This window comes from Fodinibius sp. GM21 (genome assembly GCF_058386955.1).
In genome coordinates this window covers 616,014-638,693 of the sequence record NZ_JBYEIQ010000003.1, presented here as the reverse complement: position 1 = coordinate 638,693, position 22,680 = coordinate 616,014, and the positions used below count along the sequence as shown (strand labels likewise).

Sequence of the window (22,680 nt, the reverse complement as noted above, 5' to 3'; positions counted from 1 at the left end):
ATGGAGAAGATAGAATTTAAAGACTTTATTACTCTTCAAAGGGGATTTGATCTTCCAACAAAAGATCGAGAAGAAGGAAATGTCCCAGTTGTAGCATCTACAAGTATAACGGGTTGGCATAATGAAGCAAAAGTTGATCCACCGGGTGTTACTACAGGTAGAAGTGGTTCTATTGGAGAGGTGATGTATTTAGATAGAAAATTTTGGCCTTTAAATACAGCTTTATGGGTCAAGGATTTTAAAGATAATTTGCCCAAATATGTTTATTACTTTTTGCAAACTCTTAATTTAGAGGAATATGATTCTGGTGCGAGTGTTCCTACTCTGAATAGAAACCATTTGGATTCAATTGAAATCGATATCCATTCAAGGGAAAATCAGCAAAAAATCGCCTCCATCCTCTCTGCCTTTGACGACCTCATTGAAAACAACAGCCGTCGCATCGAGATCCTCGAAGAAATGGCGCGGCGGATCTATCGCGAGTGGTTTGTACACTTCCGCTATCCCGGTCACGAGGATGACGAAATGGTGGATTCGGGTACCGAGCTGGGGGAGATTCCCGAGGGGTGGGAAGCAATAAAACTTGGTGAGATACTTACTAAGTTAGAATCGGGGAACCGTCCCAAAGGTGGTGTAAGCCGATATGACGATGGTGTACCAAGTGTGGGAGCAGAGAATGTTCTTGGAGTAGGGCAGTATGATTATTCAAAAGAAAAATACGTACCAGAAGATTTCTATATAGAAATGAATAAAGGTGTGGTTGAGGATTATGATGTCCTGATTTATAAAGATGGGGCAAGTTTAGGGCGCGTTTCAATATTTGGTGATGGTTTTCCTCATAGAAAGCTTTGTATTAACTCTCATGCCTATTTAGTACGAACAGACAATACATGCAGTCAATCTTATCTATATTTTTGGATGGATTCACCGATGATTAAAAGTACCATTAGAAATTCAAATACTAATGCGGCACAACCTGGGATAAATATGGGAGATGTTAGAGGGTTCCCATTTCTTATTCCTTCGGATAAAATTCTTGATAAATTTGATGAGATTGGAGTACCAATAGTTTCACAAATATTTCATTTAGCAAAAAAGAATCAAAGGCTCAAAGAAACAAGAGATTTACTACTGCCGAAGCTTATTTCGGGGAAGATTGATGTAGAGGAATTGCATCAGCTTGGGAATAAGGATAATGTTGATTACTCTTCCATGGAAAAGGGAACTTCCTGAGTTCGTTTAATAAAAATATTGTTGGTTCAAACAGAACCGCGATTAACGTGATCTCACTAAAAAACAAATAAACAATACATAATTATGGATGAAAGCACAGTTAGTCTCTTCAATCAGATGAAAGAAGAGTGGGAAAAGTTAGAAGAAAACCACGCAGACTTCGATCAAAAGGATAATAAAGCGGCCGGTCGCAGAGCCCGGAAAGCGGCCAATAACTTGAAGAAGTTGTTGACGCCCTACAAGAAGGCTTCTGTAAGCGAAGCCAAAGACATGTAGGAAGAAGATCGCCTAAGCGTTTGAAAAGGGATGCGGGTTATTCCGTATCCCTTTCTTATTAGTTTTAAAATGAACGCCCGTTAAAAGTATGGTTGGAGTTTCTGTCGTTTGGACGTAGCATGCTATGTCCGCCCAGAAATTGCGTGTCCGCACACATTAAGAGAATAGCAAAGAAATGCCGCGAAGAAAGCTGCCTAATAGAAAATCGATCCGGCTGGAGGGCTGGGATTATCGGAATCCCGGGCTCTATTTTGTTACCATTTGCACCAAAGATCGGCGGCATCATTTTGGGGAGATTAAAAATGGTATTATGGGGTTATCCGTGCCGGGATGTATGGCCTGGCACTATTGGCGGCAGATTCCCGATCACCAGCCCCGGGTGGTATTGGATCAATTTGTGGTAATGCCGGATCACCTGCATGGAATTGTGGGGATAAAATCGTTGCATGGAAATAGTTTTGTCGGGACATCCCATGGGAAATCTGTCGAGACGTTGCATGCAACGTCCGCACGGGATGATGAAATAGATAATAATTCAATGTCGAGCATATCTCCAGATCCCGGCTCCCTCTCCGCTATTATTAGATCTTATAAATCAGCCCTCACCCGATGGTGCAATGCCAATGGCCATGAATATTTTGCATGGCAGTCGCGTTTTTATGATCATATAATTCGCAATGAAAAAGCATTGCAGAATATTCGCAAATATATAGCAGACAATCCGTTGCGTTGGCAGATAGATCGAGAAAATACCAATAGCAATGAAATCCATGAGCAGGCGGTGGAATATATAGTTGACATGGAATAAAAATTGCCTTTGTCGGCACGTAGCATGCTACGTGCCGACAGAAAGAGATTCGAATTCAAATTTCACTACATGAGCAAATACTCCGAAGATCGAGCAGTAGAACAACCGGCTATTGATCTCTTTGATGATCTGGGATGGGAGACGATCAACGCCTATGAGGAAGTACTGGCAACTGGTGGTGACAATGGCACGCTCGGTAGGGAAACCCGCGACGAAGTGGTGCTGCGCCCCAGGCTTCGGAGCAAGCTAGAGGAGTTTAATCCCGACGTGCCCGAAGAGCAGATCGATGAGGCTATCCGGCAGCTCTCCCGCGACCGCTCCTCCACGCATTGGGTCCGCGCCAACAAGCAGATTTACGAGCTGATGCGCGACGGGGTGGACGTGGAGTACCGCGACGAGAACGGCTCGATGATCCGCAAAACCCTGAAGGTGATCGACTGGCAGCAGCCCGAAAACAACGATCACCTGCTGGTGTCTCAGCTCTGGGTGCACGGCGATTACGGCAACAAGCGTCCCGATTTGGTGGCCTTCGTCAACGGTCTGCCGGTGATCCTGTTTGAGCTCAAGAAAACGGGCCGAAGTGTCAAGGATGCCTACCAGTACAATCTCAGCGACTACAAAGACACTATTCCCCAGCTGTTCTGGTACAACCAGGTGATTATTCTCTCCAACGGCGCCGATACCAAAGTGGGCACCATTACGTCGCCCTGGGAGATGTACGGGGAGTGGAAGAAGATCAGCGACGAAGACGAGCCCGGCATGGTGACGCTGGAGACCGCCATCCGGGGCATCTGCGAGAAACAGCGGCTGTCGGACCTGATGGAGCATTTTGTGCTATTTGATGACGTTAAAGCCAATCCCAAGAAACTGCTGGCCCGCAACCACCAGTATTTGGGGGTCAACAATGCGATTGAGGCGGTCAAGCATATCGAAGAAAACAAAGGGAAGCTGGGCGTCTTCTGGCACACGCAGGGCAGCGGCAAAAGCTATTCCATGGTATTCCTGACCCGCAAGGTGATGCGCGAGCTGGCCGGCGACTGGAAATTTGTGATCGTCACCGATAGGCTGGACCTGGACGATCAGATCTACAAAAACTTTGCATCGGTTGGAGCCGTGACCGAGCCCGAAGATGAAATCCGGGCCGACAGCAAGGAGCAGCTCCAACAGCTGCTTCAGGAGAATCACCGTTACGTCTTTACCCTCATCCACAAATTCCACAATCGCGACAACGAAGAGTTTCCGGTCCTCAGCACCGACGATGATATAATCGTGATCACCGACGAGGCCCACCGCACGCAGTACGACAAGCTGGCGATGAACATGCGCAAGGCCCTGCCGAATGCGGCTTTCCTGGGCTTTACCGGCACGCCCCTGATCAAAGGGCAGGACGAGAAAACGCGGGAAGTGTTCGGTGACTACGTGAGCGTCTATGATTTTAAGCAGTCCATCGAAGACGGGGCCACCGTCCCGCTCTATTACGAGAACCGCATCCCCGAGCTGCAGCTGACCAACGAGCATCTCAACGAAGAGCTCGAAGAGCTGCTTGACGAGGCCATGCTCAACGAAGCGCAGGAAGAGAAGCTGGAGCGGGAATTTCGCCAGGAGTACCACCTGATTACCCGGCAGGACCGCCTCGAAGCCATTGCCGAAGATATGGTCCAGCACTTTTTGGATCGCGGCTACATGGGCAAGGGGATGATGATCTGTATCGACCGCTTTACCACCGTACGGATGTATGATCTGGTGCAGGCGGAGTGGGAAAAAGAGAAGCGGCGCGTAAAGAAAGAGCTGGAGTCGGCCTCCGAGATGGAGGAAGATCGACTGTTGGAGCGGTTGCACTACATGCAGGAAACCGACATGGCCGTGGTGATTTCCAAGTCCCAAAATGAGATCAAAGAATTTGAAGAAGAGGGCTTGGATATTCGTCCCCATCGCAAGCGTCTCGAAAAAGGCGGGCTGGACGAGAAGTTCAAAGATCCCGACGACGAGCTGCGGCTGGTTTTTGTCTGCGCTATGTGGATTACCGGCTTTGATGCCCCGAGCCTGTCCACCCTCTACCTCGACAAGCCGATGAAGAACCACACCCTTATGCAGACCATCGCGCGGGCCAACCGCGTGCACGGCGATAAAAACAACGGCTTGATCGTGGATTACGTGGGCGTATTCCGCAACCTGCAGAAAGCGCTGGCGACCTATGCCACCGGACACGAGCCCGACGATCCCGAGGCCACCAATCCCGTTAAAGATAAGTCCGAGCTCGTAGATCAGCTTCGGGAGGCCATCGCCGAAGCCAAAGAGTTCTGTGAGCAGCAGGATGTAGATCTCGATAAGATTATACAGGCCGAAGGTTTTGAAGCCTCCAAATACCAGAAGGAGTTTGCCCGAGCCATTGTGGAGTATGAAGAGCTGGGTGATTCCGTGGATGATGCGGTGGAGGAGGTAATCATCAACGACGAGAAGAAGAAAGAGTTTATGAAGAAGGCCAACGTGGTGGACCGGCTCTACAAAGCCATCCTGCCCGACCCGGACGCCGAAGAGTTTCTGCCGGTGCGCTCGGCCCTGAAAGCAATAAAAGACCGCATCAAGGTCATCGGCCCCGAGAAAAATGATGATATATCAGAGGTAAAGAAAGAGATTGAGAAGAAGTTGGATGAGGGTATTGCCAGCGAACCCATTACGATCGATGGAGATAATGAGCTTATTGATATTGGGCAGGTGGACTTTGACAAACTCAAAGAACGGTTTGGCAAAAAGAAACACAAGCGAGTGGCTCTTGAGAAGATGAAAACCAAGATCGAGCAGCAGGTGCAGGAGATGGTCGAGCAGAACCGCACGCGCATGGACTTCAAGGAGCGCTACGAGGAGATGATCGAGAAGTACAACAACTACAGCGTGTCGGTGGAGATGCAGCTGGAGGAGCTGTTTAACTTCGTTCAGGATTTAAATGAGGAGCAGGAGCGCCATGTCCGTGAAAACCTCTCCGAAGAGCAGCTGGCAGTATTCGATATCGTCACCCAGCACGAGAAGATTGAGTTAACGAAGAAAGAGCGCGACCAGATTAAGGAGGGCATTACCGAGCTGATCGAAAAGCTCAAGCAGGGGAAGCTGGTCATGGACTGGACCAAACAGCAGCAGCGCATCGCCGATGTGAAAGTCACCATCGAAAAAGAGCTGGATAGCATTCTACCCGACAAATACGACCGCCAACTCTTCGCCCAGACCTGTAATGAGGTCTTTGATCATGTGTATCAGTCGTATTAGGGTTTTAACTAAAATAACACTGAGGAATCACTATGAAGGATCAAATAAAGGGAAAAGATGAGTTGGCAGATGAGCAATTGGAAAAATGGAAATCGGATTTAACCCAGCTGCTTTTTCATGCCTGATACTTTTATGCAGGAAAAATTTATCAAAGTGAAGCCAAATTAACAGAACCACCCAAAGATCCAGCCATGGAAGCTAATGAAATGTTGTTTGGGGATAAGAAGGGAAGTTAATCAGCTGAGTGAGCAGAGAGAAACTTCGCACAGAATTTACGGGGTGGAGAAAGAAAAAATTGGGTATATGTGTATAATTCTGTTACCCCAATGTTACACAAATCCGAAAATAGAAGGTGGAAATAAGTCGAATTTTGGGAAATAAAAAAGCCGCTAACTCTTTCGAGCAAGCGGCTTAGTGTGTTGCGATCCGGACGAGATTCGAACTCGCGACCTCCTGCGTGACAGCAATTTAAAAGTAAATTTCGTAAGTTATTAAGGCCTACCAAAACTTACGTAAGTAGTTGGGGCACAATAAATTGTAGTTATCTTTAATTATCAACAATTCTCGGAGAAGCGCAACATCGTGTTACCCCGCTGTTACCCCGAGATTGGGGGTATAAACAATTTCAAAAAAATAAATGGCATCACTACGTTTTAATCACCAAGCTGTAAAAGCAATAGAATCTAAGGGTAAAAGAATAGAAATATTTGATGAGGGAGAAAAGGGATTGGGGCTGCGAGTTACCAAAAATGGTACAAAAACTTTTTTCTACCGATACCGAATCAATAATAAGATTCGTAGATATACCATAGGTCAGTTTGATGCAGTTGGCATAAAAGAAGCTCGCGATGAGGTGTCAAGACTGAGGGTTATGGTATTAGATGGATTGGATCCCCAAGCAGAGAGACAAAAGAAAAAGAATATCCATGGGCTGAAAACTTTTTCTGAGCTGGTCGAAGAGTTTAAAGAAAAGTATCTGCCTACTTTGAGGGAGAACACTCAGAAAGAATATATTAGAATAATTGACAAGGAATTAATACCGGTGTTCGGTAAATTCCCCGTCGTTAAAATTACCAAACACGAGATCGTAGAAATATTAGATAAAAAAGCTTACAAGGATGGGTCTCCTACCATGGCTAACCGGATAAGATCCCGGTTATCTAGGATCTTTACCTTTGGTATGGAAAGAGGACATGTGGAAATGAATCCTATACAAAATATATCCACCTATAAACAAGGGGAATCCAAACGACACCGTTACTACAGCGAAGAGGAGATCAGGAAACTGTGGGGCTTTTTTGAGGACTGGGGTGAACCCACGCAGTCCGTATTACAAATGCTTTTGATCTGTGGCCAGCGAAAAACGGAAACTATGCAGATGAGATGGATAGATATCCAAGGAAAAGTATGGACCATTCCAGCTTCATTAGCGAAAAATAAGCAACCTCATGATGTTCCACTATCCTCAATGGCTTTAGAGATTATTGGCCGTATGAAAAAGTTAAATGGAAAGAGTGAATATGTTTTCGCTTCCCCGCAAAATCCTAAAAACCCGCTTGATTCTCTAAGTCGAGTCCGCCAGGCAATCAAAAATAATACGAAGGTTTCTGATTTTCGTCCTCATGATCTGAGGCGTACGGTTGCAACTTACTTGGCTAAGTTAGGAATAGAACGTACGGTATTAGGTAAAATATTAAATCATAAGGGGCTGGCTGGTGATGGACAGGTAACGGCCATCTATGACCGGCACAGTTATATGGATGAAAAGCACGATGCCTTGGAGCTATGGAGCAAGAACCTGCGAAAGATTCTGGCTGAGAAAAATAACAAAGTAATTGTTGGCAGGTAAGAATGACAAATAGGCTAACCTTAGCTGATTTACAATGGGAAGGGAGTTCTAGTAAAGAGCAGGAACGCAGAGAGAACGTACTATTTCATTTCTTCACCGTTTATGCGGACCATTATAATAAGCATCGCGTTGGTGCGCAGGCTGATTTTGCTAACATACTGGATCTACTTGGCAAAACGTCAGATGCAAAACATAGATCTTTGGAAAAGAGGAAAGAAAGGGTCAAGAATGGAATACTCCTACTAAGTAAGGAGTATGGAAGTGGAGATACTACTGAGATTCGATTCTTCAAAGCCAGAATTTTTTCCTTGCTTGATTTGATTTCAATGCCTGAAGAGATCTGTTATCCAGATATATTTGAAATCATGGAAGATTTGCTGGCCGATACTAAAAAGTTTGTCAAAGTTATTTATGATGAAGAAAATGTAAATATCGATCTGCCTATCCTAAAAGAAATTCTCGACCTATATGAATTTTACAATGGGTTTATAGACCACAGGATACATCTAACATCTTTGGGACTTGTCATACATAAAGTAAATCAAGAGGCCTATCCACAAAGGATTAAACTGCCAGAAGAGCTGGGTGAGCAAGAAAGAGAGGATCTTAAGGAAGAGGTGTTCAAGAGTTTTGATTTACAGAAAGATGATTATTGGATAACTGCCTATGAGCTTTATAGCAATAATCGTAAGTGGGAAGAGGTCTACCAGGTAATCGAACAATTAAGAGCGGAGCTTGGGTTGGTACCCAGATACACTTCTTTTTACAGTTTCAAAAGAGCCAAAAGTAGATTTGACAAGAAACGAAGTTCAGGGGCAAAGTAACAATTGTCACCCTACGAAAGTGACCGTTGTCATCTTACCTGAGGTTTGTATTAACAGTAGGTTTGAAGCGTATTAAATACTAATCAAACGTTTTAGACCTATGAAAAACTTATCTCTTATACGACCAAATCAATTAGCTGATTTACTAAGCATTTCTATTCCCACCTTATATCGAATGATAAGTAATGGAGAGCTACCTCCGAAAGTCCGGATAGGAAAAAGAGCTGTTGGCTGGAGACGTTCACAAATTGAAGAGTGGATGGATGAGCGTACGGAAGAACCAAGGCAGCAAGTGCTCAATTAGTGTTGCAGTATTGGGCGGGTATAGCTAAGAGTTTTTAGCCATACCTGCCCATTTTTTGTGTTTAATCCTTTCTCAATCATAATCAAAAGTAATTATAACTAACCAGTTAGATATGAGCCGTTTAACGCCTGAAATACTAAAAAATGGGGTTCTCCAGCATGCAAAACCCCCATCACCTATCCCTCATAAAGAAATACTGAAACGACTACTGGAAATGGTGGGGAAAGTGAATTTCCACCGTGAGGCCGAGACTGACAAATTAAGCAAGAAACATTATATCGTAATCTCCATTGAGAAGATTTTGGAGGTTGCCAAATACAACAACTGGGGACTATGCAAAAAGCACGATTTCATCTACTTATATAACGGGGCCTATTGGAGCCAGCTTGAAGAAGGCCAATTTGAAGGGTTTTTAGGACATGCTGCCAATAAAATGGGGGTTAGTAAATTTGATGCTCATTATTATCAGTTTAGAGAGAAATTACTTAAGCAATTCATGAGTATAGCTCACCTTCCTACGCCCAAACAACCTGAAGGCTTGGTACTTGTCAACCTTAAAAATGGGACTGTAGAAATTAATCCTGGCAAAAGAAATCCAGTAAAAATTCGAAACCCAAAACGAACTGATTTTTTAACCTACCAGTTGCCCTTTGAGTTCAATAAGGATGCAACTGCGCCAAGATTTACCCAGTATTTGGATGAGGTTTTACCAGATCAGGTTATGCAACAACTACTCGCTGAGTATATAGGATATGTATTTGTGAGATCCTCCACGTTAAAGCTGGAGAAAGCGCTGATCTTGTATGGGACTGGAGCAAATGGAAAGAGTGTATTCTTTGAGATAATAAATGCTCTTTTTGGTAGTGAGAATGTTTCAACCTACACGCTGCAGTCTTTAACAAATGAATCGGGCTACTACAGGGCCAAACTGGCTAACCGCCTGGTTAATTATGCCAGTGAGATCAACGGTAATATGGGGACGGCCCTTTTTAAACAGCTTGTATCCGGAGAACCCGTTCAAGCCCGATTGCCGTATGGTGAACCGTTTACTCTTACGGATTATGCCAAACTTATTTTCAACTGTAATGAGTTGCCATCTGATGTGGAGCATACCAATGCCTTTTTTAGACGTTTCATGATCATTCCTTTTGACAAAACAATTCCAGAATCGAAACAGGATAAAGAGTTGGCAATCAAGATTATTCAAACAGAGTTGTCGGGTGTATTCAACTGGGTACTGGAAGGACTGCAGCGACTTTTGAGACAGAGAGAGTTTACTTACAGTGATGCTGTTGAACTCCAAAATCAGCAGTACCGACTTGAGTCAGATTCCGTGCAAATGTTTTTGAACGAAAGCAACTATAAAACGTCCGTTGAAATATATATTGGGTTATCCGAGCTGTATAGCAAGTACAAAGGCTTTTGTGGGGACGATGGCTATTATCCGGTGAGTAAACGAAAGTTTAGTAAGCGGCTTAAAAACTCCGGGATACAAGTAAAGCGCAAGTCATCTGGGAATGTGGTGTATCTAAAGAAAGCCCAACAATAAAAACTTTTCTTTTAAACCTGCACTATCTACATCTGCTACATCATTTAGCTGTTTAAATACTTTAAGGAAAGGTCACATGTAGATAATGTAGCAAATGTAGTTTCTGAAAAAACTTTTATGAGCCTATCTAACCAAAGTTACAGATACATACTGGATGAGAGCAGCAAGAAATATCAATGTCCGCAATGTGACAAAAGACGGTTCGTAAGATTCGTGGATCAGCAGACTAAAGAGTATTTGCCAGCTAAATATGGACGATGTGATCGAGAAAGCAGTTGCGGCTATTTCTTTAATCCGTATAAAGACAGTTATGGAAACGACGACGTCGCCTTTTGGCAAGTAGAGGGCAATTTACAGGATATGCCCCTTCCAATTAACTACATTGCTGACGAGTATTATTCAGCAAGTTTGAAGCAGTACGGTCAGAATACCTTTATAAAATATCTTCACTCGTTATTTGATAGCAATACCGTTAATAGTTTAATCAATACTTACAAAATTGGAACTTCCAAGCATTGGGATGGGGCAACAGTCTTTTGGCAAATTGATATCCAGGGTCGGATCCGCACCGGTAAGGTCATGCTATATGATACCTGTGGCCATCGAGTCAAAGACCCTTATCCACATATTAACTGGGTGCATAGCCTGTTATATAAAAGCTACAATCTTCAGCAGTGTTTGTTTGGAGAGCACCTGCTAACAGATGACAAAAGGATCCCGGTAGCCATTGTTGAAAGTGAGAAAACAGCAATAATTAGCAGTGTTTACTTCCCTGAATTTATGTGGCTTGCTGCAGGTTCCAAGTCCAACCTAAAACCAGAGCGTTGTAAGTGCTTAATGGGGCGGAGTGTTACGCTATTTCCGGACTTGGGGGCTTACAGTGATTGGCAACAGAAAGTCGAAAGTTTATCATACTTTTGCGATATGAGAGTATCGAAGTTGCTTGAAGAATATTCGGATAGAAATGAGAAAGAAGAAGGCTATGATTTGGGAGATTACCTCATTCAATATGGTTTGGATGAGTTTAAAAGACGAGAGTTAGTTTCCCAGTTGGACGTTGTATTAAATGAAAAGGGGTATCCAGCTTCATGGGATATGATTTAATATTATTTGAGTTTACGCCCTAATTATGAGCTTATATTTGGAAGGGGGCCAAGCAGGGGTACAAGCTAGGGGCCATGCTCTTAAAAGTCCCTTTAACAATATATAAAGGGTGTTTTAGCAATTTGATAAAGGGTCCAAGCTCAGAACTTTTTCAGTCAATTATATTTCTAATTATTGGCAGTAAACAAAGAATAGTGCCGAAATATAGATATGAATGGCTATTCTAATGACATGATATTTTGACGATGACATAGATAATGTCATTAGTGATATGCTATTTGAATTTTTGAACTGATATGTGCTTGGTGTTTCTACCCGATATATAGATATAACCTGACACCATGTTGTCGGTCCTTCTTTTAATAATGCATCAAAATCCTCAATTAAAGTAAGGAGAGTATTATGGTATCACTTAAGATAGGAAACGAAGAACGTCGGAACGGAGACATCAAAGAGCGCTGGATAGCCCAACAGTTACAAAAGAGAAACCGCCAACCGGTTTGTGTTAAAATGATTATTAGGGAAGGAGATGTAAGTGCACGTTTTTCAGTGGAGCCTGTTCACGATCCGGCGGTGGTGGAGGTGGACCAAAGCCGAATCGAAAAGAACGGCAACTTTTTAAACTTTGGGATCAAAAAGGGCTTAATGGCTCAGATGTTAATGCTGGGATGGTTATCTCTTTTTTGAATCAGTATGAGAAATATATTTAATAAAGTAGAGGGTTTAATGTTTTGCGCCTTCCATTATATTCCTCCATATTTTGATTCTAATTTTATGTAGAACTTACTAGCTATTCATGCTTTTAGACAACGAGCCAGAAAGACGGAAAGAAGAAAATAAGACACGAAAAGTCCACGAATGGATCTCACAGTATGTAAATAAGGGAAAATTTGACGTAGTTACAGGCTATTTTACAGTTGGAGCACTTGCTTGGTTTTCAAGAAAGCTAAACGATCACATTAAGGAATATCGGTTTGTGTTAGGTGAAATCGTTCATCAAAACCATAACAAGGAGCATGCTCTCGATTTATTAAATGAAGATATTACGGTAGATTCTGCTCTGAAATTGCATCAGTGGGCGCGTGATGCCGTTGATTTTCTAAGGCAAGAAAACGTTTCGGCTAAGACTTTAGAACCTAACTTTTGCCATGCAAAAGCCTATATATTTCGTTCAGAGAATGGTGATCCTCAAAAAAACTATTATCTCTCAGGTAGTTCAAACCTAACAGAGGCGGGTATTGGCCTTAAGAAAACACATAACGTTGAGCTTAACGTTGCTGAATTTGGTTCTGCGCAGTACAACGAAATGGTTGACTGGTTTGAGAGTCTTTGGAATCGTTCGCAGGCTCATGAAAACAAAGTAATCATTAAAGAAGATGATGAAGGGAATGAGATTGAGAGAAAAATAGACTTTAAAGAATATCTTATAGAAGAAATCCAGAAGATATTTAAACAGTATCAGCCCAGTGATATCTACTATAAGATACTCTTTGAGTTATTTAAGGATCAGCTCTTAACAGATGCGGATGACCCGGACTTTTCCCGCCAAATGGGTCGGCTTGAAAATACTGTTATTTATGAAGCACTGTATGAGTTTCAAAAGAAAGGCGTATTAAGTCTGATAAAGATGCTCCAAAAGTATAACGGAGCAATCTTAGCCGATGCGGTGGGCCTTGGAAAAACGTGGAGTGCACTGGCTATTATAAAGTTCTTTCAACTCCAGGGTCGCGAAACAGTTGTACTTTGTCCTAAGAAGTTGGAAGCCAATTGGAGGCAATATCTTCGTAACCAAGAGTCACGATTTGAAAAAGATCAATTCGATTATTTCTTGCGCTTCCATACCGACCTGGAACCAGAACGGATGCAGAAATATAAGGATAGAGCTGATAAAACTTTTACGAATGATAAGCCCAAACTATTTGTAATCGACGAAAGTCATAATCTGAGGAATGATAAGGGTAAACGTTATAAATACCTGATAAATAAAATTCTATCTAGAAATGAGGACATCAAAGTTCTCATGCTTTCAGCTACGCCCATTAATAACACCCTACTCGATATACGTAATCAGTTCAAGCTGATTGTACAAGGACAAAACGATGGTTTCAAAGAGACATTAGGCATTCGAAACTTAGAAGCGTTATTTCGAAATGCTCAACGCTCTTTTAACCAATGGAGTGAATCAAATGATGGGCAAATTGGAGAATTGATTGAAGACCTCGATCGTAGATTCTTTTCACTTACGGATAATCTGACTTTGGCCCGAACGCGTGAGATGATCGAGGATAAACAGCCAGAGTTAGTGTTTCCGGATAAAGAAAGCCCAGATAACTTCTTTATTACACCAAGAGAAATTGGCAACTACGAGAGCTTTGACGAATTAGTAGATCACTTTCCCGAAAAATTATCCGGTTATCAACCTTCTATGTATCTTGAATGGGAAGATGTCGAAGACACCCTTCGAGATGAAAAACAACGGGAGTTCTTCCTTGTCCGAATGATGTATGTACTAATGGTAAAACGCCTGGAGTCGTCTTGGAAGTCTTTTCAGGCAACAGTAAATAACATTCTGGATCATCATCAAAACGCCTTAGACAAGATTAAAACCTATCAAAAGATCCAACAAGATGAAGAGCTTGAAGATGAAGATCAGTATGACCTGTTTGAAGAAGATGAAGAGGCTTCGGACCTGCTCGATAACCTGACGATAGGGAAAAAACGTCCAATTCATCTTTCAGAGATTGATGAAAACAATATGCTGGATTCTTATAAGAAAGATCTAAAGCAGGATATTGAAGAAATGGAAATGATGAAGGTTAACCTCAAGCGATTCGAGGAAAAACTTTCTCAAGAGTTATCGCAGCCCAATAATCATCAGAGCATTGACACAAAGCTTCAAAAACTGATTGAGATTATTAAACAAAAACGTGCCAGTGGTACTAATAACAATAATCAAAAAGTAGTGGTATTTACTGCTTATAAAGATACCGCAATGTACCTTTTTGAGCAGCTTAAGGCTCGGGGATTTGAAAAATTAGCTGTAGTTTCTGGTGACTATGCAAAACGATGGGATTCTGATGTAGAGTCGAAGCAGTTTGAGAAGTTGCTCCAACACTTTGCCCCTTACACCAAATTGTATAATGGCAAAGAGTGGGATTTTGAACCAAGTAGATCCGGTCTAAGTCCTTATGAAGAATATGCTGAGTGGTGTGATTGGGTTAAGAAAGAAGATCCTAAAACCTATGATATTTTAAATGACCCAATCGATCTTTTAATTACAACAGACGTTCTCAGTGAAGGACAGAATTTGCAAGACTGTGACATGGTGGTCAATTATGACATTCATTGGAATCCGGTACGCGTAGTCCAGCGAATGGGGCGTATTGATCGCTTAGGATCTCCAAATGAGACTATTCATGGCGTTAATTTTTGGCCTACTGAAAATATTAATGAGTACTTAAACCTGCAGGGGCGAGTAGAACAACGAATGGCTGCTATGAAATTAGCAGGCTCTGAAGTTCATATGGAGTTCTCAGAATCGTTTAAGGAGATGGCTGCTGATGAGAAGTTGGAGCAAAAGCAGAAGGAACGTATGCTTGAACAGATGCAAACTACGTGGGAAGATATTGAAGTCAGCGATCGGGGGCTTGGCTTTGATGATCTGTCTCTTGAGAAGTATCGCCAAGATTTATTTCAAGAGCTAAAAGATCAGCGTGAGTTTTATGAGTCAATGCCACGGGGTGTATTTAGCGGTTTTAAAAAGGATGGAGAACATTGTCCAGAGTCTGGTTTGATAGCATTGTTAGGATATCCCTCGAAGCCACCCAAGGTCAAAAGCTTTAGTTATGATTATTTCGACCTCGTATATATTGATGAGGATGGGAATAATGTGCATATGAACCAGAAAGAAATTTTAGATGCACTAACAGTTCATAAAGGCAAGCCACGCTTTGTTCCTACTGAAATTGATAGCGGAGATCAATCAGCAATTGATACCCTTTCGGCATCAATTCAGCAATGGTTAAAAGATCAGATTGTAAAAGAAGAAGAATTAGAAGATGGTACCAAGCAAAAGCGACTTGGGCAAAGTGCCTCTGATTTGGTCCAGAAATTACAAAAGGGAGATCAGTCTGCGGTAGAAACTATGAAAAGCGGGAAGTCCCTTCAGGAAAAATATGATGCAGATAATGTAGATCTTGTTGGCTGGTTTGTTGTTTCGTGATATTAAAGCCCACTATGCCAAATAAATGTTTGTTTCTAAATAATATTTTAGTTATTAACTGCATAAGTGGACGGAATTCATCCAGTTATGCAGGTGAAAGCTAAAATGAGCAATATTAATACATACGAGTACCTTGGCGATTATTTGGATAGGTTACGCTCTCAAGGACGCTATACCTTTACCGGAGACGAAGTACGATCAGAGTTTGATTTAAATGATGAGGCTTACCAGAAAGTAATCCAACGTCTTCTCAAAAAAGAACGAATTTCTCGTCTTCGACAAAATTTCTATCTGATTATTCCACCTGAATATGCAACTCGGCAAACACTGCCACTTGGATATTTTGTAGATGATTTGATGAAGTTCTTAGAGCGTGATTATTATGTAGGTCTTTTGACAGCTGCCATGTACCATGGTGCTGCTCATCAGCAACCACAGCGTCAATTTATAGTTCATGACCCGCCTTACATACGCCCGATTGATAATCCTCGACAATCTATTGTATTTTGCTTGAAAAAAGATTGGAATCAAAGGGACATTGAAGAAGAAAAAACGGATGCTGGTTTTATAAATATTTCTTCTCCTTCTTTAACAGCTTTTGACCTGCTATTCTATGTAGATCGAATTGGTGGGTATAACAGAGCCGCTACTGTACTATTGGAACTATGCGATAGCATAACTTCATCGAAGCTTTTACAGACAGCAGAGAGCTTTAACCAAACGACAACTCTTCAACGGTTAGGCTATATATTGGATAAGGTACTTAGGAAAGCTGAGCTGGCAGATGCCATATATGAGGAACTAGATAATAGAAACTATTATCCCGCAAAACTAAGCACTATGGATAAGAGTGAAGATCAACGGGCTCCTAACCGTTGGAAGATAATACCGAATATTGAGATAGAAGCGGAATTATGATACCAAAAGCTTATATAGATGCTTGGCGTTCTACAGCTCCCTGGCAACAAGATGCACAAGTAGAACAAGACTTGGTTATCTCACGAGCACTGGTACAGCTCTTTTCTCATGATCTTTTGAAAGAGCACTTGGCTTTTCGTGGTGGAACAGCTCTTCATAAATTATTTTTGCATCCACAGGCTCGTTATTCTGAGGATATTGATCTGGTACAGCTCAAGGAAGGGCCTATTAAACCTATACTTGTAGCGATTCGAGACCAATTGTTATTTCTCGGTGGGAAAGAGGATCGGGAGGTGCAGTCCGCCGATCACAACTGGACGGTATACTACTCATTCGAAACGGAACATCCACCACCACCTCAGATGCGTGTTAAAATTGAGATCAATACCAGAGAGCACATAAACGTCCTGGATTTAAATAAAAAGACATTTGCCGTCGACAATCGTTGGTATAACGGAACTGCTGATATCATAACCTACCAGCCGGAAGAGCTGTTGGGCACCAAACTTCGCGCCCTCTACCAACGCAAAAAAGGACGCGATCTTTTTGATCTACATCATGCACTTACACATATTGATGTGGATAACGAATCTATTATTCGTTGCTTTCGGGCATACATAGAAGAAAATGATAACAAACCACCCACCGCCAGAGAGTTTGAGCTCAATATGATAGAGAAAATGCGGGACCGGGAATTTACGGGTGATATTGAAGCACTGTTGCGACCCGAAATTGAATACGATCAGGAAGAAGCATACGAGCATATTTATAATTTATTGATACAACATATTTAACCATGAGAGAAGTACTACAGCAATTTGCTGAACAATCATTTTCAAAGGCATTGGACCACTTTTTTTATTCACTTGAAATTCCGACGCATCCCGGCATTCCTCAGCCTGGACCGCTGGATGATTTCCTGAATCCAGAAAAAGTAACGCTAAATGAGGATCTACGAAGAAAGGTAGGCGATGTGCATCTATATGGTATGGTAGATGAAAAAGCGTTCAAGAATAAGAGTCGAGATACTGATCCTGAAAAACTAAAAGAGGAGCAAGCTGCCGACTATGATGGTATTCTGCTTTTTGGGATTGAATTGAAGGAGGATAATCCCACCCGAACGGCCATGGCTGATATCACCCGAATACTCAATCGGTCATATAACTATACCCCGGTTGTTGTCGTTTTCAAATATGGCGATCATATTGCTTTTGCCAACTGCGAACGACTTAAATACAAGCAAAAGTGGAGAGAGGGAGAAAAGGCGGGAAAGGTATCGCTATTAAGGGATATTCATCTACAGAATCCCCATACCGGGCATCTGCGTATATTAAACGAGTTGTCAATACCGACCAGTGGAAGGAATGCAGTTAAGAGTTATAAGGAGCTTAATAAGTATTGGCGGGAAGAGGTATTAGATGTTTCTGTTCTTAATAAATCGTTTTATCAAGAGCTATCGAATTGGTATTTCTGGGCGGTACGCAATGTCACATTTCCTGGTGAACCAAAGCAAGAAAAAGACGAAAAGGATAAAGAGTTTCGAGAAAGACTTAAGTCGCATCGGGCACAAAATGTAATACGATTAATCACAAGGTTGATATTTACGTGGTTTATTAAAGAGAAAGACTTGGTTCCCCGGACATTATTTAATAAAAGCCAAATTACGGATGTTGTAGAGATCGGGGATGAAGAAGATTCAAATTATTACAAGGCAATTTTACAGAATCTTTTCTTTGCTACATTTAACCAAGAAATGCACAAGCGAGAGTTTCGTAATGATGGGCAAAATTATAATGTAACTACCCTTTATCGATATCGGCGATTCTTTAAAGACACAGAAAAAGGACTCAATTTATTCAAGAATATACCATTTTTAAATGGTGGACTTTTTGAATGCTTAGATAAGCGAGATGATGACGGTAATGTTAAAAGAGTTGATGGTTTTTCCGATAGAGAAGACAATGAACTTGAAGTGCCTAACTTTTTGTTTTTTGGCGATAACAGAGAAGTAGATTTAAGTGAGGATTACGGTAAAAAGACAAAAAAATACAAAGAAGCAGCTGTACAAGGACTCTTCCCCATTCTTAACAAGTATGTATTTACTATTTCGGAAAATACCCCATTAGAAGAGGATGTGGCCTTAGATCCAGAGCTATTGGGAAAAGTATTTGAAAATCTTTTAGCCAGCTATAACCCGGAAACGAAGAAGACTGCTCGAAAACAGACCGGTTCTTTTTATACACCTCGTGAAATCGTCAATTACATGGTTGACGAGAGCATGATAGAGTATTTGAAGAATGAATTGACAAAAAGCGAAGGTGGGTATTATGGCTTGGATGATGATCAGAGTGATATGTTTGGTAATAGTACCCGAAAAGGTCAATTGAAGATGGAACAAAAGGTTGGCTCAAACCCCTGGAAAGGGAAGGAAGACGATCTGGAGGAAAATCTAAGAGCATTGCTTTCTTATGAAGATGATCAGCCATTCAAGGAAGAGAAAGATATAAAGGCAATAATAAGTGCACTCGATAATAGTAAGATATTGGATCCTGCCTGTGGTTCAGGAGCCTTTCCTATGGGCATTCTACAGAAGATGGTACATATCTTAAATAAGATTGATCCAGATAATGAAGAGTGGAAAGAACGACAAATAGCGAAAGCCGAAGCAATCGATGATCCTCAAGTTCGAGAAGAATCTATTAGTAATATTGAGGAAGCTTTTGAGAACAATGAGTTGGATTTCGGTCGAAAGCTATTCTTAGTAGAGAACTGCATTTATGGTGTTGATATACAACCTATTGCCGTACAAATTGCCAAATTACGGTTTTTTATTTCTCTAGTAGTTGATCAGAATGTGGAAAAAAATAAGACAAATTTAGGAGTTCGCCCTCTACCAAATTTGGAAACACGATTTGTAGCAGCAAATACCTTGGTTGGAATTGATAAGCCTGATCAACTAAGCTTAAAGAATACAAAAATCGAACGTTTAGAAAAGAAATTAGAACGTGTCCGCCACAATCATTTTTCAGCAAAAACTCCAAAAACTAAACAAAAATGGAGAGTAAGGGATAAACAGATTAGAGAAGAGATTGCTAACCTATTAAAAAATGATGGATGGGAGGATAAAACAGCAGGAAAACTAGCCAACTGGGACCCATATGATCAAGTAACCTCTTCAAGTTTCTTTGACCCAGAATGGATGTTTGGAGCATTGAAGGGGTTTGATATTGTTATTGGGAATCCTCCTTATAAACAAATATTAAAAAACACCCTTTCTGCTAAGAGATATCCATTTTCCGAAGGTAAAGATTCGGGCAAACAAAATTTATATAAAGTATTCGTTGAAGCATCTTACAACTTAAGCAAAACCAATGGGATAGTTTGTTTAATTGTTCAAAGTAGTTTGTTATGCGACAAGTCTTCAACTTATACAAGGAAACTGCTAATTGAAAATACTCAAATATCAAAAGTTTTAGAATTTCCTAAGAGAGCTCCAACTATTGAAGGTCAAGTATTTGAAAATGTGTTACAGGGAACATGTATCTTGATCAGTCAAAAAAATGAAAGTAGTGCTGATACCTTTTTTGATTTATCTATAAGTAATGATATTACAACACTTAATGAATTAGAATTTGAATCTATAAACCAAAGAGAATTACTGTCTTTATATCCTGAGACATTTTATATCCCCTTGTATCGACCTGGAGATTCAAAGATAATTTCGAAGATCAAAGAAAATTCAATTCACTTTGAAGATATTATAGAAAATATAAATCAAGGTGATTTAAATTTAACTTCTTCAAAAAAATACTTCACTAAAAATCAGGATAATGTACCATTAATTAGAGGGAGGAATGTTCATAGATATTTTATTGATAGCCAAGTTGATGAATATATTCCAGAGAATAATTTTAAGGAAGAAATAAAATCTAATTTAAATCATGAATATTTGGTATGTCAAGAAGTAACTGGTACAACCGATAAATATCGTCTTCATTTTTCAAAATCAGAAAAGGGCAGAAAGCTTTTTGGTCATACCGTTAACAAGGTCCTAATTAATCAGAATGAAAAGGATTGTCAGTATTTATTGGTGGTTTTAAATTCAAAAGTACTCGATTGGGTTTATCGAAAAACGTCTACCAATAATCATGTAATGGGATATGAAATAATTCAGTTGCCTATTCCTATAGAAATCAATAATCACATTGCGCAATGTATTTGTTTATCCCAAATGATGAAGTATTTACAGAAGAACGCGGTTTCACTTTATTCTACTTTTGAGAAAATAGTTGATTCTTATGCTTTAAACTTATTTTTGCCGAATCATTTTGATGGCCTAGAACTCAATATTATTCATGCCGTAGATACTGACTTAAAGCAAGAGGTGAAAAAATTAGATTTTGAAAATTTAGATGGTAACTCTAAAAAAGAAGTAATTGATTCCTTATACAATAAATGGACTCATCCTGATAATGAAGTTAGAAATAAGATTAAGCTATTTCCGGCAAGAAGCCCTAAAATTCTAAAGCCCATTCTCCAAGCTTCAATATGAGTCGTTTTATTGAAAGAATTAGGCTAAAAAACTTTAAAGCTTTCCAAGAAGAGGAAGAATTAGTTATTGATGGTAAAAATATACTTATCTATGGGAACAACGGTTCGGGAAAGTCTTCACTTTTTTGGGCATTATATACCTTTGTACAAAGTAGTGTGAAGGAGAATGAAGAGGTTGAAAAATACTTCAAGGTCTTTGATGAGACAGATCAGGATACGCATCAAAGTCTCAGGAATATTTTCATGGATTCTTCAGAAGATGCTTATATCGAAATAGTTACCAGTAGTGAGAGTGATAATGAAGATACATACCGTATTTCTCAAGATACCATTGATACAAATCTAGATGAAGATACAACTATACAGGAACTAAACCTGGCCAGTGATTTCATTAATCATAAGCTGCTCCACAACTTTTATAATGCAACCCATCGTCAAGAGATAAATTTATGGCCTGTTTTTGAACGGGATATTTTCCCTTTTTTAACAACAGATGAAGGAGAGATCTGGATTGATTACTTAAAAAAAAGGACAAATGATGTACCAAGACAAACAAATGGAGCCGTAATTGCCAAAGGCACCCGTAATAGGGAGAGTTTCGAAAGAAAGTTGGACAATATTAATTCTGAAATAGAAAGTTTACTCTTAGAAATTGAGCAAAATGCTAATCGGTTTTTAAACAATCAGTTTTTTAATGGTGAAGAGCAAGCTAAGATTCATCTTTCATTTGATAAACAATTTACATTTAAAAAGGTCCGTGAAGAAATTTGGGAAGAAAAAAGCAGATCAAAGAGACAAGAAGTTTTAAAAATAAGATTACATATAGAAATTAAGGATGAAGAGTCTGCTGAATGGCAAGCTATTTACCGCCCTCAATCATTTCTTCATGAATCAATGTTAACCCGTATAGCAATTGCAGTACGGATTGGTGCCTTACGTACAAGAGTACAGACCACAGACTTCAAAATTCTTGTGTTAGATGATATGCTTATCAGTTTGGATATGTCTAATCGAATGGATGTTATTGAGATGGTGCTCAATGAAAAGAATAAGCAAGAGTTAGAGTTCTTTGATGAGTTCCAAAAAATAATTTTGACCCATGATAAGGGGTTTTATGAGCTTATAAAAAGAAGAACATCACCACTCGAATGGAAATATTATTCATTCTTCAGTAATGATAAGAATCATATTCCTCCTAAAATAACTGAATCCCGTAATCATATTCAAAAGGCACAAGATTACTTGGCAAAAGGTGAATTAGAGCTATGTGGACATGAACTCAGAAAAGAAACAGAAAATCTCTTAGATAAATACTTAAGAAGTCTAAATGCAGCATCTGACTCAGGAGAATTTGTGCCGTTAATGGATAAATTAAATCGAGCACAAAAAATCGTTTCTAGTGAGCAAAAGCGTCAATTCAAAAAAGTTTTTGTGAATAAAGATCTACCTCTTAGTACTATTAAAAAGATCAAAGAGGATTATTGGAATGATCCAGATCTGGATGAACAGATTAAATATCGTTTGAAAGGGTTAGAAAATGAACTATACGATTTTTTGATAAAACAATATCAGATTAAGAAAGACAAGACTAAAATCATTGAAGAAGTTAAAAATACCGTTAAAAGGATAATGAATCCTGCTTCTCATAAAAATTTTGTTCCTCTTTATGAGAAAGAACTAAGAAAAGCTATTGATGGAGTAAAACAGCTCAAGGTTATTTTAAATAAAGATGAATTAGATGAGTTTTTGTCTGTAGTAGAAGAAAGCAGCTAATTTGGATA

15 protein-coding genes are annotated in these 22,680 nt (G+C 40.3%); all 15 read left to right on the top strand.

Annotated elements, in window-relative coordinates; all coding sequences use genetic code 11:
- The 15 genes from ACT3IB_RS10015 (at nt 1) to ACT3IB_RS09945 (ending at nt 22,672) form a co-directional block, all read left to right on the top strand.
- Nucleotides 1-1,233 carry a restriction endonuclease subunit S gene (locus ACT3IB_RS10015; RefSeq protein ID WP_491538869.1) on the top strand — a complete coding sequence of 411 codons (1,233 nt, stop codon included), beginning with the start codon at nt 1-3 and terminating at the stop codon, nt 1,231-1,233.
- An 84-nt stretch (nt 1,234-1,317) separates the two neighbouring features.
- Nucleotides 1,318-1,509 (top strand): histone H1, encoded by a 192-nt coding sequence (locus tag ACT3IB_RS10010; RefSeq protein ID WP_491538868.1) that lies wholly within the window; start codon nt 1,318-1,320, stop codon nt 1,507-1,509.
- Between the two features lie 175 nt (nt 1,510-1,684).
- Nucleotides 1,685-2,317 carry a transposase gene (locus tag ACT3IB_RS10005; protein ID WP_491538867.1) on the top strand — a complete coding sequence of 211 codons (633 nt, stop codon included), beginning with the start codon at nt 1,685-1,687 and terminating at the stop codon, nt 2,315-2,317.
- Nucleotides 2,318-2,386: 69 nt separating this feature from the next.
- Nucleotides 2,387-5,578 carry a type I restriction endonuclease subunit R gene (locus ACT3IB_RS10000; RefSeq protein ID WP_491538866.1) on the top strand — a complete coding sequence of 1,064 codons (3,192 nt, stop codon included), beginning with the start codon at nt 2,387-2,389 and terminating at the stop codon, nt 5,576-5,578.
- A 637-nt stretch (nt 5,579-6,215) separates the two neighbouring features.
- On the top strand, nt 6,216-7,427 hold the full coding sequence (locus ACT3IB_RS09995) for a tyrosine-type recombinase/integrase (protein WP_491538865.1): 1,212 nt from the start codon (nt 6,216-6,218) through the stop codon (nt 7,425-7,427).
- Nucleotides 7,428-7,429: 2 nt separating this feature from the next.
- Complete coding sequence (locus ACT3IB_RS09990) at nt 7,430-8,251, top strand: hypothetical protein (RefSeq protein WP_491538864.1); 822 nt, start codon at nt 7,430-7,432, stop codon at nt 8,249-8,251.
- Between the two features lie 100 nt (nt 8,252-8,351).
- On the top strand, nt 8,352-8,555 hold the full coding sequence (locus tag ACT3IB_RS09985) for a helix-turn-helix transcriptional regulator (RefSeq protein WP_491538863.1): 204 nt from the start codon (nt 8,352-8,354) through the stop codon (nt 8,553-8,555).
- Nucleotides 8,556-8,667: 112 nt separating this feature from the next.
- Entirely contained in the window at nt 8,668-10,104 is a 1,437-nt protein-coding gene (locus ACT3IB_RS09980; RefSeq protein ID WP_491538862.1) for a DNA primase family protein, read from the top strand.
- A gap of 117 nt (nt 10,105-10,221) precedes the next feature.
- Entirely contained in the window at nt 10,222-11,208 is a 987-nt protein-coding gene (locus ACT3IB_RS09975; RefSeq protein ID WP_491538861.1) for a DUF6371 domain-containing protein, read from the top strand.
- Nucleotides 11,209-11,610: 402 nt separating this feature from the next.
- Complete coding sequence (locus ACT3IB_RS09970) at nt 11,611-11,895, top strand: hypothetical protein (RefSeq protein ID WP_491538860.1); 285 nt, start codon at nt 11,611-11,613, stop codon at nt 11,893-11,895.
- Nucleotides 11,896-12,004: 109 nt separating this feature from the next.
- The gene (locus tag ACT3IB_RS09965; RefSeq protein ID WP_491538859.1) at nt 12,005-15,430 is read left to right on the top strand and encodes a helicase-related protein; all 3,426 of its coding nucleotides are present in this window, start codon (nt 12,005-12,007) and stop codon (nt 15,428-15,430) included.
- Between the two features lie 66 nt (nt 15,431-15,496).
- On the top strand, nt 15,497-16,348 hold the full coding sequence (locus ACT3IB_RS09960; RefSeq protein WP_491538858.1) for a type IV toxin-antitoxin system AbiEi family antitoxin domain-containing protein: 852 nt from the start codon (nt 15,497-15,499) through the stop codon (nt 16,346-16,348).
- Nucleotides 16,345-17,142 (top strand): nucleotidyl transferase AbiEii/AbiGii toxin family protein, encoded by a 798-nt coding sequence (locus ACT3IB_RS09955; RefSeq protein WP_491538857.1) that lies wholly within the window; start codon nt 16,345-16,347, stop codon nt 17,140-17,142. Before ACT3IB_RS09960 ends, ACT3IB_RS09955 begins: the two co-directional genes overlap by 4 nt.
- A 2-nt stretch (nt 17,143-17,144) precedes the next feature.
- The gene (locus ACT3IB_RS09950; protein WP_491538856.1) at nt 17,145-20,900 is read left to right on the top strand and encodes an Eco57I restriction-modification methylase domain-containing protein; all 3,756 of its coding nucleotides are present in this window, start codon (nt 17,145-17,147) and stop codon (nt 20,898-20,900) included.
- Entirely contained in the window at nt 20,897-22,672 is a 1,776-nt protein-coding gene (locus ACT3IB_RS09945; protein WP_491538855.1) for an AAA family ATPase, read from the top strand. The genes ACT3IB_RS09950 and ACT3IB_RS09945 overlap by 4 nt, the downstream gene beginning before the upstream one ends.
- Nucleotides 22,673-22,680 lie beyond the last annotated feature (8 nt).

Bases quoted from the DNA above. Each gene is read 5' to 3' on its own strand.
- ACT3IB_RS09980 (WP_491538862.1), top strand. From the start codon at position 8,668: ATGAGCCGTTTAACGCCTGAAATACTAAAAAATGGGGTTCTCCAGCAT.
- ACT3IB_RS09970 (WP_491538860.1), top strand. From the start codon at position 11,611: ATGGTATCACTTAAGATAGGAAACGAAGAACGTCGGAACGGAGACATC.
- ACT3IB_RS09985 (WP_491538863.1), top strand. From the start codon at position 8,352: ATGAAAAACTTATCTCTTATACGACCAAATCAATTAGCTGATTTACTA.
- ACT3IB_RS09945 (WP_491538855.1), top strand. From the start codon at position 20,897: ATGAGTCGTTTTATTGAAAGAATTAGGCTAAAAAACTTTAAAGCTTTC.
- ACT3IB_RS10015 (WP_491538869.1), top strand. From the start codon at position 1: ATGGAGAAGATAGAATTTAAAGACTTTATTACTCTTCAAAGGGGATTT.
- ACT3IB_RS09965 (WP_491538859.1), top strand. From the start codon at position 12,005: ATGCTTTTAGACAACGAGCCAGAAAGACGGAAAGAAGAAAATAAGACA.
- ACT3IB_RS09955 (WP_491538857.1), top strand. From the start codon at position 16,345: ATGATACCAAAAGCTTATATAGATGCTTGGCGTTCTACAGCTCCCTGG.
- ACT3IB_RS10005 (WP_491538867.1), top strand. From the start codon at position 1,685: ATGCCGCGAAGAAAGCTGCCTAATAGAAAATCGATCCGGCTGGAGGGC.
- ACT3IB_RS09990 (WP_491538864.1), top strand. From the start codon at position 7,430: ATGACAAATAGGCTAACCTTAGCTGATTTACAATGGGAAGGGAGTTCT.
- ACT3IB_RS09950 (WP_491538856.1), top strand. From the start codon at position 17,145: ATGAGAGAAGTACTACAGCAATTTGCTGAACAATCATTTTCAAAGGCA.
- ACT3IB_RS09975 (WP_491538861.1), top strand. From the start codon at position 10,222: ATGAGCCTATCTAACCAAAGTTACAGATACATACTGGATGAGAGCAGC.
- ACT3IB_RS09995 (WP_491538865.1), top strand. From the start codon at position 6,216: ATGGCATCACTACGTTTTAATCACCAAGCTGTAAAAGCAATAGAATCT.
- ACT3IB_RS10000 (WP_491538866.1), top strand. From the start codon at position 2,387: ATGAGCAAATACTCCGAAGATCGAGCAGTAGAACAACCGGCTATTGAT.
- ACT3IB_RS10010 (WP_491538868.1), top strand. From the start codon at position 1,318: ATGGATGAAAGCACAGTTAGTCTCTTCAATCAGATGAAAGAAGAGTGG.